General features: G+C 67.6%; 6 protein-coding genes. 4 read left to right on the top strand and 2 right to left on the bottom strand.

Annotated elements, in window-relative coordinates; genetic code table 11:
* Window positions 1-129 precede the first annotated feature (129 nt).
* Both EP7_RS06650 and EP7_RS06645 read left to right on the top strand, forming a co-directional pair.
* Window positions 130-1,068, top strand: coding sequence for a thioredoxin family protein (locus EP7_RS06650; protein WP_463526961.1), 939 nt, complete (start codon window positions 130-132; stop codon window positions 1,066-1,068).
* Between the two features lie 413 nt (window positions 1,069-1,481).
* On the top strand, window positions 1,482-6,185 hold the full coding sequence (locus tag EP7_RS06645; protein WP_463526960.1) for a tetratricopeptide repeat protein: 4,704 nt from the start codon (window positions 1,482-1,484) through the stop codon (window positions 6,183-6,185).
* A 306-nt stretch (window positions 6,186-6,491) separates the two neighbouring features.
* On the opposite strand, the gene EP7_RS06640 is transcribed toward EP7_RS06645, so the two are convergent.
* A complete protein-coding gene (locus EP7_RS06640; protein ID WP_463526959.1) occupies window positions 6,492-7,664 on the bottom strand; it encodes a hypothetical protein in 1,173 nt (390 codons plus the stop codon).
* Between the two features lie 227 nt (window positions 7,665-7,891).
* Window positions 7,892-9,085: a pyridoxal phosphate-dependent aminotransferase gene (locus tag EP7_RS06635; RefSeq protein ID WP_463526958.1), complete on the bottom strand. Its 1,194-nt coding sequence runs from the start codon at window positions 9,083-9,085 to the stop codon at window positions 7,892-7,894.
* A gap of 369 nt (window positions 9,086-9,454) precedes the next feature.
* Here EP7_RS06635 and EP7_RS06630 point away from each other — a divergent pair, with 369 nt between their 5' ends.
* Entirely contained in the window at window positions 9,455-10,735 is a 1,281-nt protein-coding gene (locus EP7_RS06630) for a beta-ketoacyl-[acyl-carrier-protein] synthase family protein (RefSeq protein ID WP_463526957.1), read from the top strand.
* Between the two features lie 126 nt (window positions 10,736-10,861).
* On the top strand, window positions 10,862-13,786 hold the full coding sequence (locus EP7_RS06625) for a M1 family metallopeptidase (protein WP_463526956.1): 2,925 nt from the start codon (window positions 10,862-10,864) through the stop codon (window positions 13,784-13,786).
* Window positions 13,787-13,808: the final 22 nt, after the last annotated feature.

The raw sequence follows: 13,808 nt of genomic DNA, 5'->3' as shown, positions 1-13,808 counted from the left end.
ATGGAGTGCCCCTTTCCCCCTCGACCTGCAATGCGCACCGACTCCATCCCGCCGCCGCCTTGACGGAGCCGCCGAATGCCCAAACGGAATACTCGACCGACGAGGGTCGCTCATCGCTTTGTCGCCCCGATGATTTCCCTCCTCCTTCTCTCCGTTTGTCCGAACCTTCTCGGGGCCGAGCCGACCCCCATCGCCTGGCGCACCGACCTCGCCCGCGCCCAGGCGGAAGCCCTGTCTTCGAATCGCCTGCTCTGGATCCAGTTCACCGGACCCTGGTGCCAGAACTGCCACAAGATGGACGAGGAGACGTTCCGAGACCCCCGCGTCCGGTCACGCGCCGGGGCCCAGTTCATCCCCGTCACCCTCAGCACCGAGACGCACGAACAGTATGCCCTGGACCTCGGCCTGAGCGTCCTCCCCTCGACGGTGATCGTCACCCCGTCCGGCCAGATCATCGCCAGGCAAGAAGGCTTCGCCGAGGCGGAGGCCTTCGACGGCTTCCTCGCGGGCTCGCTCTCCGCCGACGGCCGGCCGAGCAAGAGCCCCCTGCCCGACCCCGCCGAGTCGAGGCTCGCGGCGATCAAGCTCGACGGCGTCTGCCCCGTCTCGCTGGTCTCCGACCGGAAGATCGTGCCGGGCCGCGAGCTGATGAAGGCCAGCTACGAAGGGTCGGAATATCGCTTCGCCAACGCCCAGGCTCGTTCGAAGTTCCTCTCCGACCCGTCTCGGTTCGTCCCCCGCAACGAGGGGAACTGCCCGGTGAATCTGGTGGACAAAGGGGACCTCCGGCGGGGTGATCCCCGGTTCGGCCTGCTCTACCGAGGCCACCTCTACACGTTCGCCGACGAACCCAGCCGCGCCGCTTTTCTGAAGAATCCCACGCGGTATGCGGACATCGACGTGGCCGATCGGGGCTTCTGCCCGCACTGCTGGAAGAACAACCGGACGTTGGTGCGCGGGTTGCCCAAGTTCTCTGCGTCGAGGTCGGGCCTGCGTTACTGGTTCCCCGACTCGCTGCACCTGAGCGCGTTCCTCTTCCGAGATTCCTCGACCACCGCCCGTCGCTGAGCCATCTCGCAAGCAAATCGCGTCGCCTCGTCCGGCGATTTCACGAATGAAGAATGAGCCGTCGGCGAAACTGCTCGCGGCGCGTAACGACATGCCCCCATGCTCGGAGGAATCCGGGCGAGAACCTGGGTGGAGGCTTGTCAATCGCGCCGCGGGTCTTCTATGCTGGCGGCCACGGCCGAGTTTCCAGGCGAAGGATCGCGACCCACCGGGGTTTTCGGGGCGAATGGCGTTGCCCAACCGCGCACATCTCCCCACCTCTTCCGGCTCGTCTCCCCTTCCCACTGGCGATCTCTCGCCCAGGTCCGCGGCACTCGTCTTGATGTCACTCATCGAGCCGCCGCGCCCGAACCGCTCCCTTTGATTGACAACGACGCGCCCCAGGGCGTCTCCCGACGCGACCCGGAGGGTCGATGGCGGGGGGCATTCAAGCCCAGGGCGTGGCCCGGTTTCGCGAGCCCAAGGAGTTGAGCCCGATGACCGTCCGCTGGAAACCGTTGCTGCTGCTTTCCGGCCTGTTCGTGGTGATCGCCGCGGCCGGCCTGGTCATCCTCACCATGGCCCCCGTCGGGTCGTCCGACCTCGTCGGCCTGGCCCGCGTCGAACGCACCGCCAAGAACTTCGAGCGGGCCAAGATCCAGTATCAGCGCGCCCTCCAGGCCGACGGCAAGGCCTCCGCGGTGCATGAAGAGCTGGCCGAGATGTTCGGCGAGTGGGAGAAGCAGACCGCCGAGCCGGAGCGGGCCGCCGCCCTCCGCGCCGACCGCCTGAGCTCGCTGGCCCAGGCCGCCAAGTTCGACAAGAAGCGCGTCCAGCCCCGCAGGCTCCTGCTGACCGACGCCATTCAGCAGGAAGAGTTGGGCGAGGCAACCCGCTGGGCCAAGGAGGTCGTCGCCCTCGATCCCAAGGACGCCCCCGCCCATGACGTCCTGGCGCTCGAGCAGCTCGACGAATCCACGCCCAGCCTGGCCGAAGTCAGCAAGCACCTCGCCGTTGTCGAGGCCGCCGCGCCCACCTCGGCACGCACCGACTGGATCAAGGCAAGGGTCGCCGACCTGGCCAAGGACGAGGCCGGCCGCGACGCCGTGCTCGTGCGGGCCCGTGCCATGACGCTCGGCACCGACCCGCTCGACCAGATGGCCCTCATCAGGCTGCGGGCCATGGACCTCCAGGTCGCCCCGGAGATGGCCCTCAAGGCCGAACGCGTCAAGGCGTTCCAGGCCGAGGTCCAGGCTCTGGCCTCGCTGCCCGAGGTCCCTTCGATGCGGCTGGCCCGCCTCGCAGGCATCGTCGACGGCGTTCAGCGCGGGCTCAGCCAGCTCTCCGCGACTCAGCCCCCGCCGATGCTCCCGGCCGTCGAGGCCATGGTCGGCTCGATTGACGAGGTCGCCGACTCGGTCTTCAAGCGGGCCCTCGCCCGCCCCGGCGGCGCCGATCCCTCGCTGTGCGTCACCTACGCGAATCACCTCCGCTTCCGCCGCAAACGGGCCCGCTGCCTGGAGGTCGTGGCCCAGGGGCTCGGCTCCAAGCTGGCCAAGCAGCCCGCCTTCGCGGACTCGGTGAACAACCTCAAGGCCATCGCCGTCGAGGCCGCCCTGTCGGATCCGACCGACCCCAAGCGGTTCGAGGTGGCCAAGCCGTTCATCGACGATCTCCTCGCCAGCTCGTCCCCGCGTCACCAGGGGTTCGCCCACCTGTTCCAGGGGGCCATCGACCTGGAGAAGTCCGGCCTCGTCGGAGCCAGCGGCCCCGGCGGCACCCCTGGCGCTGACCCGGCGAATGAACCCGGCCCGACCGGGAGCCTGACGCTCACGCCGGCGGCCGCCAAGATGCGCACATCGGCCATCGTCCACCTCAAGGCGGCCACCGAGCTGCTGCCCGAAGTCCCCGAGGCCGAGGCCCGCTACGGCGTGGCCCTGATCCTCTCGCAAGAGGCCGCACTCGGCCGTCAGCACCTCGTCGCCGCCCTTCGCAAGGGGCCGATCGACGCCCAGTATCAGATCTGGGCCGCGTGGGCCATGGTCCAGGCCGGCTATCCCGAGGAGGCCAAGCCGGTCGTCGAGCGCCTGCTCACGCAGCTCGACTCGGGCCGCCTTCCCAAGGAGATCGCCGGGACCGTCCACCTGCTGGCCGGCGAGATCGCCCAGTCGCGCCGCACCAAGGCCGACCTGATCCAGTCGCTCGCCGAGTATGAGAAGGCGTTCGCCGCCGGCCTGAAGCCGACCCCCGCCGTCGGCCTCCGGATCGCCCAGATCGAGGTCCTTCTCGGCCGCCAGGATGTCGCCATCAAGCGGATCGAGCAGCTCAGGGGCGACGGCAAGGCCGGTGCCCAGGCTGAGCACCTCGCCGTTCTGACCCTGATGGAAATCGGCAAGACGACCAACGCCCAGGAAGTGCTTGCCGCCGCCCGCAAGCGTTATCCCGAATCGGGCGAGCTGGCCAGCCTTGAGGCGTCGCTCCTCTCCCGCGAGAAGAAGTACGACGAGGCCGACGCCGTCCTGAAGGCCTTCCTCGAGAAGCAGCCCGACAATATCGGCGCCATCCAGCTTCGCGCCCAGATCCTGGCCGAGATGCTCGACAAGCCCGATCAGGCCCGCGAGCTGCTCAGCGCGGCCGCGACCCGCTGCGACAACTCGGCCCCGCTCGTCCAGCTCGCCATCCTCGACCTGAGGCGTAAGGACGAGAAGGCCGTCGTGGCCACCATCGCCAAGATCAGGGCCCGCTGGAAAGAAGCCGCCGCAGCCGACCTGCTTGACGCCCAGCTCGCCATGTCGCGCGGCGATTACCCCTCGGCCTCGGCCCACTTCGAGCAGGCCCTGGTGAAGGACCCCGGCAACAAGGTCGTCCAGTTCTGGAAGGCCCAGGTCGACGGCCAGGTCGGCGGCACCACCGAGGCCGCCAAGGTCTTCGAGGCCATCGTCCGGGATCAGCCGACGAAGGAACTTGACTCCGGGATCACCCTGACCACGGCCGCCGAGAGCGCCCTGGCCGGGATGTCGCTGGAGAGCGGCAACTTCGACGACGCCATCGCCCGCTACACCAAGCTGCTCTCCTCCAATGAGACCGGCACGGTCAACAAGTCGCTCCGCTGGCAGCTCGCCACGGCCGAGGCCGCCAAGGGTGACTGGGGAACCGCCCGCGCCGAGATCGTCGCGATCCTGGGCGATGCCAAGACGCCGCCGACCCCCGGCGACCGGGTCCGGGCCGCCGACTTCTTCCGCAAGAACAACGAGGCCACCGAGGCGACCAAGCAGCTCGACCTCGTCCTGGCCGCCGACCCCGCGCAGCCCGCGGCCGTCGTCAGCAAGGCCTCGATCCTCGGCACCGCCAAGAAGCCGGCCGACGCCATCGCCCTGCTCCGCTCGGCGATCTCCGGGTCGAAGGAGCCGCCCGCCGCGTTCTTCCTGATGCTCGCGGCCTTCGAGAACCTGGCCACGCCGGGCCTCGACGGCCTCAAACAGGCCGCCGCCACGCTCGACCGCGGCCTCGAACGCAAGCCCGACTCCATCGAGCTGGTCCAGGCCCGCTACCGCGTCCTGATGCTCCAGAACGACTCCGACGGCGCCCTCGCCTTCGTCGAAGCCAAGGTCAAGGCCGCCCCCAAGAGCCCCTTCCGCCGGCTCCTGGCCGACGTCTACCGCGACCGCGGCAACCACGCCGCCGCCGAGGCCGTCGTCCGCGACCTCCGCACCGACCAGCCCGACGATCCCAGGCTCGCGCATCTGCTCGTCCAGCTCGTCGTCCAGCAGGCCGTCGATGCGGGCCGCAAGAATGACGCCGCCGCCGAGAAGACGCTCAATGAGAAGTCGGCCACCCTCATCCGCGAGATGCGGATCAAGTTCCCCAAGGACCTCTCCTTCACCCAGGCCGAGGCCGAGCTGGCCGCCCGACAGGGCGACCTGACACGGGCCCTGACCCTGACCCAGCAGATGGACACCGAGAATCCGTCGTCGCCCGCCGGCCCCTTGCTCCGCGCCCGGCTCTACCAGGTGCAGAACAAGACCCGCGAGATGGCCGACTCGTACACCGAAGCCCTCGAGCGCAACCCACGCCAGACTGACGTCCGACTCTTGCTGGCCCAGGCCAACCTGTCCCTCGGCCAGTTCGACGAGGCCCTCAAGCAGACGTCCGCCGTGCTGAACACCGACCAGGACCGCCCCGACGCCCTGGTCCTCCAGGCGCGAGGACTGGTCAAGCGACCCGGCTCGCCCACCCAGCAGTCGACCAATCGCGACGAGGCGACCTCGCTTCTCGCCGCGGCCATCAAGCGTCAGCCCAACCAGCTCAACTTCTACTACCAGCTCGCCGAGGTCCAGATCGCCGGGGGCCAGCGTGACCAGGCCATCGCCACGTTGAAGGACGCCCTGAAGGTCAGCCCCGACGACGCGACCAGCCTGTCGAAGCTCGTCGAGCTGCTCGTCCGATCCGGCGAGCCCGGCAAGGACCCCGCCGCCAAGGATCTCGTCGAGGCCAAGGCTTTGGCAGAATCCGCCGGCGGCCGCGACACCAAGGGCCAGTCCTGCCTGGCCCTCGCCATCGGCTTCCAGCGCGGCGGCAAGCCCGACCTGGCCCTCCCCTGGGCCGAGAAGGCCGCCGAGCTCCTCGACCTGCCGGCCGTCCATCTCAACCTCGGCGACCTGCTCCTCGCCATCGCCGAGTCTGACCCCTCCTCCAACGGGGCGAAGGAGCTGCTCGAACGAGCCCTGGTCGAGTACGACAAGGTCCTGAAGGTCGACGCCACCTCCGTCGAGGCCGTCAACAACAAGGCCTGGATCCTCCACTCCTACTTCAAGCGTGGCCAGGACGCCCTGGATCTCGCCAACGCGTTCCTCAAGCGGGCCGACCCCTCGACCCTGCCCGGCGAATTCTTCGACACCCTCGGCTCGATCCAGCAGGGTATGGGCCAGCTCAAGCCCGCCGAGGAAACCTACGCCCGGGGCCTGAACCAGTCCCCCGACCTACCCGCCCTGAACTACCACATGGGCAGTCTCCTCGCCCTCGACCGCAACCGGGCGACCAAGTCCGTCCCCTATCTGGAGAAGGCCAAGGCCCGATCCGCGTCCCTGACCCCCGCCATGGCCAAGGACGTCGATGCCCTCCTGAAGAAGGTCCGCTGATCAAGCCATCAGCCCACCAACGCCAACACGGCCGCGCCGACCATCCCACGATGGTCGGCGCGGCCGTCGTGGTTACGTTGCATGCAAGGGGTCGCTTGCCCGAGAATGGCGAACCGAATCGGGTTCGGCCAGACATGAATCTCGCCTGACCGAGCCAGGAAGGCGACTGGTCAGCTTGATCTCATGTCCGAACGCTTCGTGCCGCCGCCCAAAGGCGGAAATCGAGCGAGCGCTAACATCCCCCGGACCCGTGACGCGATTGACCCACTCCCTCGGGGACAGCTAGGAACGCCTCCTCGCGAACCCTCAGCGTGCCAGGCTATTGGGGATCTCGAGGAAGGCCTCACGATCCGACACCTCGCCTTGCGAGACCGGAGGCCTGGGGGTGGCGGGGCGGATCAGGCCACGGGTGGCCTCGGGTTTGGCCTCGGCGGGCAAGGCGGGGAGGTCTGCGCCCATGGGCTCGGGATCGAATGAGGTCCGCTTCGAGCCGTCGGGGCCGAGCGGGGTGGGCTCGCCCATCTTGGCCGACGGGTGGGACGGCAACGACTCGCGAATCTCGGTGCCGGTGCCAGAGGCATCGGCCAGGGCTTCCCTCTGGTCGATCGAGCGGCGGGCGTAGCCGGTGTAGGTGGGCTCGTCGAAGGCGCCGGGCTTCATCGCCACGTTGGGAGCCAGCTTCGCCATCGACATGACCTGAAGCTCGAGCCTCTGCGGCAGGTACCAGACTAGCTTCATCGAGTCGGGCACATGAGCCTGGACGGGCGTGCTCGCCTCGTCGGCTGCGGCCATTGCCACCTGCTGATAATGGGCGATCGAGGCCTCGGCCAGCAGCGTCTTCTGCGTCTTGTCCAGCAAATAGAGCTTACGCGAGCGGGGCAGGCCGGAGGCGTCGACCTCGGTCTGCTTTAGCAGGTTCTGGCCGGTGGACGAGGTGAGACGCTCGCTCAGGGTGTATCCCTTGGGCAAGGTGGGCGAGGCCGCGATCGAGATCTTCGATCGGTCCTGCTCGCTGTATTCGCGCAGGCCCATGGCCTCGATGATCCAATCCGGCTGCATGTTGGCGCCGGTGGTGCTGGCCCCGTCGGCATCATAGGTGCCGAACAGAATGCTCTTGTCGTCGCCGCGGCGTTCCTTCGTCCAGATCCAGAACCCCTGATCGTTCGAGCCGAGGTCGACCTGGGTGGTGCCGCTATGCCGCATCACCAGCTTGAAGTTACGCGGGCGCTCGAACAGGAGGCGGCCGGATAGGCCGTATTTGGTCCCGTCATCCATTACGGCCGTCAGCGCCGGATAGGCCTCAAGACTCGTGATCGCCGCGGCATTCGCGTTGAGCCTTGCGAGCACCTGATCCCGGGTCATCTCGGCCTGCGGGGTGAGCGACGCCACCTCGGGCCTGGGCGCCGTGCGCAGGCTCCCGGCGTGGCAACCCGTCGCCAGGAGTGCGAGCAAGCCGAGGCTAGCGTGCCGACGATGCATGACCGGAAACCTCCCCGTTCAGCCCGCCCGGGTGCCCCGACATCGGGACTTGGCAGGCTGACCAGCGTGTGAGAGCGGACGTCGTTCCGGGATGCGGCGCGGGGAGGTAGGCCAGCGGAAGGGCGGTCGGACCATAACCCGATCCAGGAAATCGGGCAAGGTCGACCGCCTGCCTCCGTCCGCACCACCCCGTCACCAGCATCAATCGGCACGAGACGTCGCCCGACTCAACTCGCGAGGAACTGCTCCAGGGCGTCGAACCCGCGGCCGATCGTCTTCAGATCGGTGGCGAACGACATCCGGGCGAACCCCTCGGCCCCGAACGCAGAGCCCATCACCAGGGCCACGTGCGCCTGGGCGAGCGCCGTCAGGCAGAAGTCCGTGGAATTATTCACCACGGAACCGCCCAAGGTCCGACCAAAATGGTTCGTGACGTTCATGAAGACATAGAACGCCCCGCCCGGCTCGACGCAAGTCACGCCAGGCAAACGCTTCACGCGATCCAGGACGTAGGCCCGTCGGTCGGAAAAAGCCTTCTTCATCTCGACCACGGCGTCCTGCGGTCCGGTAACCGCCTCCAGGGCCGCCCACTGGCTGACCGAGCACGGGTTGCTCGTCTCCTGGCTCTGAAGGTCGCCCATGAACTTCGATACTTCCAGCGGAGCCACCGCCCACCCAATACGCCAGCCGGTCATGGCATAAGTCTTGCTGACACCACTGAGTGTGACGGTCCTGTCGGCCAGGCCAGGTCGCAGCGTGGCGAAGCAAGTTGGCCGGGCGTCACCGTAGGTCAGTTGCTCGTAGATCTCGTCGGAAAGCACGCCAACGTTCGTCTGTAGCACGGCGTCGGCCAGGGCTTCCAGTTCGCCACGGCCGTAGACCACGCCCGTCGGGTTCGACGGGCTGTTGATCATCAACAGCTTGGTCCTGGGCGTCACGGCGCCCAGGAACTGCTCGGGAGTCAGCTTGAATTCGGCCGCGTCGGTCGTCTGCACGATCACGGGCTCGGCGCCGGTCAGCTTCACCAGGTCGGCGTAGCTCACCCAGTACGGGGCCGGGATGATCACCTCGTCGCCCGGTCCCGTCAGGGCCATCAAGGCGTTATGGATCGACTGCTTGCAGCCGTTCGAGACGATAACCTGCTCGGCCTTCGTCGCCAGCCCGACCGCCTTCGTGTAGTGATCGGCCAGCGCGGACCGCAACTCGGGAATCCCCGCGGGGGGGGTGTAATGCGTCTTCCCCTCGCGGATGGCGCGCACCGCGGCGTCCTGAACGTTCTTGGGAGTATCGAAGTCGGGCTCGCCGAGCGCGAAGTCCAGGACGTCCACCCCGGACGCCTTGAGCTTCTTCGCCGCGGCGGCCATCGCCAGGGTTGCGGACGGGGCGATCAACGTGGAACGGGCGGCAAGCGGCAGCGACATCTCCCCGACTCCTCAAGGCCTGGAGCAAGGGTCGCCCGGCCGGGTTCCCCCCCTCCGTCGCCCCGCCGCCAGGTCGAACGATCTTACCACGGGCTTCAACCCCTCGTCAGTCAACCATTAGCTAGGGTACAACGGGCGAGGATTACGGAACTTATATTTATTCCCCAATCTTCCCAGAACTCCTAGTCAGACTTGATTTCCGACGGCGGGGTGCTAGATTGGGGTGATAGGGCGAAGCTTGCCGGCGAGTCGATTCGCTGGCGAGTGGATTCGAGTTCGCTACATCGTGATTGGCTGCAAGAGTGCGAAGCCACGAGTCCACTGGACGTCGGCGAGTCACGGAAGTCGCGCGACGAGATGGGGTGTCTCATGCGTCGGGTGGTCATCACCGGGTTGGGCATCGTTTCGCCTAACGGCCTGGGCCGAAAGCAATTCGCCGAAGCGATCGTCGAGGGACGATCGGGGGTCGGGCCGATCCAGGGGTTCGACACCACTGGTCTGGCGATCAAGATCGCCGGCGAGGTGAAGAACTTCGACGTCGGCCCCTACCTTGGCTCGCAACGCAAGAACCTGAAGATGATGAGCCGGGCCGTGACATTCGCCGTCGGCGCCGGCGCCATGGCTGTCGAGGACGCGGGCCTTGAGACGGGCAAACTCGACCCGTCTCGCTTCGGTGTCTGCATGGGCACCGGCATCACGCCGATGGACATCGGCGAGCTGGTCGGCCCCATCGCCGCGAGTCTCAATGGCGACGGCGAGTTCGACGCGGCCGAATTCGCCAGGTCGCGCGCCCTGTCGATGGACCCGCTCTGGCTGCTCCGTCACCTGCCAAACATGGCCGCCGCGCACCTCTCGATCCTGCACACGGCGATGGGCCCGAACAACACCATCGTCACCGCTTGCGCCGCCGGCACCCAGGCCATCGGCGAGGCCTTCCGCCTCATCAGCCGCGGCGACGCCGACGTCATGCTCGCCGGCGGCTGCGACAGCCGGCTCGAGCCCCATCTGCTCGTCGCCTACGCCGCCATGAAGGCTCTCAGCCCCGGCCTTCGGCCCGCCACCGAGGTCTCGCGCCCATTCGACGGCGAACGCGACGGATTCGTCATGGGCGAGGGGGCCGCGGTGCTCGTGCTGGAGAGCCTCCAGCGTGCAAAGCGTCGTGGTGCCACGATTTACGCCGAGATCACCGGATACGGCTCGTCGTTCGACGCCTACGGCATTACACGGCCTGACCCCAATGGCAAGGGCGCCGCGATCTCGATGCGATCGGCCCTGCGTGAAGCGAAGCTCGACCCCGCCGACGTCAGCTACATCAACGCCCACGGCACGAGCACGCGCCTGAACGACCTGATGGAGACGGTCGCCGTCAAGCAGGTCTTCGGCCACCGCGCCTCGGCCGTCCCCATGAGCTCGCAGAAGTCGATGATCGGCCACCTCATCGGCGCCTCGGGCGCCCTCGAAGCCGCCGCGACGGCCCTCTCGCTCGACTCAGGCGTGATCCCGCCGACCATCAACCACTCCTGCCCCGACCCCGACTGCGACCTCGACTATGTCCCTAACACCGCTCGCGAGAAGCCGCTCCGTTCGGCCATCTCGAATAGCTTCGGTTTCGGCGGCCAGAACGCGACCCTGGTGCTGACCCACGTCTGATCGCCGATCGCTTCGGCTGTTCGATTTCCTACGTTTCCGCTAACCTCCCCGGCGAGTCGGCGGCCGCGCCCCCCTCGGACATCACGTCCGCGCGCCCCGACCGTGTCGCAGAGGGCAGCGGGCAGGATGAGCCGAATCCGCCGCGGAATCCGCACGCAGGCCATCCTCGCGATCGCCCTGGCGTCCTTGATCGGTAGCAACGGCTTGGCCGACGAGCCCGTCCCGCTCGGCCCTCCCCTGCGACCCGCGATCCCCGCGGGCCTCCCCGAATATCGGATCAACGCCCGCCTCGACCTCGATGCCAAGAGCGTCGGCGCCAGCCAGGTCGTCAAGTTCACCAACCGCTCCAAGGTGGACGTGAACGAGCTGGTCTTCCACGTCTACCCGCGATTCAAGGTCGACCCCGCCGACATCCCCGCCTTGTCCAAGACGCTCGAAGTCCTCCGACTCAGCCCCGACGAGGCGCTCGACGCCCAGGGCCGACGCCTGGAAGTCTCCCAGGTCCGGATCGCGGGCAAGCCGGCCCGCCATGACTTCGACCCCAAGATCGACACCCTGATGTCGGTCCCCCTCTCGGGGCCGCTGGCGCCCGGCAAGTCGATCGAGTGCGAGGTCGACTTCACCCTCTCGCTGCCCGAGAAGTGGGGGCGCTGGGGCCACTATCGCGACGTCACCTACCTGATGAACTGGTATCCGGTCCTGGCCTATCACGACGACGGCGGGTGGTCGCGCACCCCATTCGTCCCCTGGCACCAGCCCTGGCACCAGGAGGCGTCGCACTACAACGTCACCTTCGACCTTCCGAAAGATCAGGTCGTCGCGTCCACGGGGCGGATCTCGGAGGAGCAGCCCTCGGCGCCCGGCCGCAAGCTGATCACCATCGGCGGCAGCCCCTCGCGCGACTTCGCCCTGGCCTGCTCCAACAGGTTCGAGGTCAACCAGCGTCGCGCCGGCTCCACCCTCGTACGGGTCGTCTCCCTGCCCGAGCACCACGACAACGCCGCCTATCTGCTCGACTCCGCCTGCGAGGTCATCCCCCAGTACGAGCGCTGGTTCGGGCCCTACTACGACGAAGAATACGAGATGGCGCCCGGCTTCTTCGGCTGGAACGGCAACGAGTGCTCGGGCCTCGTCTTCATCGACGACCGCGTTTTACGCCTCCCCTCGGTCGGCCGCCGCTACATCGAACACCTGGCCACGCACGAGACCTGCCACCAGTGGTTCTGGAACGTCGTCGGCACAGACGGCTTCCGCGAGACGTTCATGGACGAAGGGCTCGTGACCTGCTTCACCGCCCTGCGGCTCGACTCCAAGAACGGCCGCAACGCACCGCTCATCGTCTGGCCGACCGCCCTCAACTGGCTCCCCACCGTGGGCCGCGAGGACATGCGCCTCTCCGGCTATTACGGCTGGCGCGCCCGCGGTGGCACCGGCTCTGCTCTCCGCGACATCAACGAGATGGGCAACCTCGGCAACCTCTTCTGCCTCGCGTATGACCGCGGCGGTAAGGTCGTCGAGATGGTCCACAACCGCCTCGGTCCCGAACGCTTCTTCGCCTTCTTCCAGGATATCTACCGCGACTACGCCTACAAGACGTTCTCGTATGCCGACCTGAAGCGCGAGCTTAATGAATTCGATCCCGAAGGTCACTGGCCCGCGTTCCTCGACGGCTGGCTCGTGGAGCACAAGGACGGCGACTGGTCGGTCGCGTCGGTCAAGACAGGGCTCACCACCCAGGCCGGCCGAGATGTCACCGTGCAGCTCTCCCACGTCGGCGAGATGGTCGAGCCCACCGTCGTGATGTGCCGCGCCGGGGAGTCGGAAGTCCGCGTCCCCATCTGGCCCGAGCTCGAACATTACGAGATCCCGGGAGCCAAGGTCGACCGCGACGGCAAGACCTGGACCGTCCGGCTGGTCGCGCCCGGAGCCCCCACGCAGGTGATCGTCGACCCCGAGCACGCACTCCTCGATGCCGTGCCCGACAACAACCGATGGAAGCCCGAGGTCGCCTGGCGCGTCACGCCGTTCATGACTCCATTGGACACCGCCGGCCAGTTCCAGGCCTACGACAAGCCCAGCCTCGTTGCAGGCCCGTTCATCGACCAGTACGCCCGCGGCGGCTTCAAGGCCGGTTTCCAGCGGCTGGAGAAGTGGCAGATCATCGGCTGGGCCGGCGTCGAGCCCGCGCTCAACGAGGCCATCTTCGGCGGCCAGGCCACCCTCTTCCACCTGCCCGGGCCCAAGGATGCCGTCGGCGTCTTCTATGAACAGGGCATGTACAACTTCTACAATGACAAACGGCATTCGGGCGGGCGCATCTTCCTCCGCCACCGCTTCCTGGAGAGTTCCAGCTTCCTGGCCGACGACCAGGGGTTCGCCGAGATCTACCTGGGCAATGGCAATGAATTCTGGGCCGGCGACGACGGCCGGCCGGTCAACGGCCGCCTCACCGCCGTGGGCGCCCGCTACCGGCTGAATACCCTCTTCCCGTTCTGGGACCCCGTCGGCGGCCAGCTCATCGACCTCAACGCCGAGTATGGATTCAAGGCATTCGGATCCCAGTATAGCTACGAGCGCATCTCCGCCGAGTACGGCATCGTCCGGCCGCTTCCCGAGGGCCTGGGCTACTTCTCACGCTCGCGGTTCGCCTTCCGAGCCTACGGCGGCATCGGCTTCCCAGACACCGAGCCCTATTTCCGGCTGGGCGGCGGCCGTCGACTCCGCGCTCTCGACCTCAGCCAGGACATCGGCAACGCCGTCTGGCTGATCACGCTCGAATGGCGTGCGCCCCTGTGGCGCAACATCGACCGCGACGTGATGGACCACGCCCTCTCCTTCCGCAACCTCTTCGGCACCGTCTTCTACGACGTCGGCCAGTCGTTCCTCGGCGGAAAAGACCAGGGCGTCGTCAGCGGCATCGGAGTCGGCCTCCGCCTGGACACCACCCTCTTCTCCTTCCTGGAACGCGCCACTCTCCGCCTGGATATCGCCCAGCCCATCGGCACCGGCCGCGGCCCGATTCTCTGGATGGGGCTCAATCAGGTCTTCTGACCGTCGAGTTCGCCCCTCTCTT

The organism is Isosphaeraceae bacterium EP7 (assembly GCA_038400315.1).
In the GTDB taxonomy this organism is placed as follows: Bacteria; Planctomycetota; Planctomycetia; order Isosphaerales; family Isosphaeraceae; genus EP7.
This window is presented reverse-complemented; position numbering and strand designations above follow the sequence as displayed.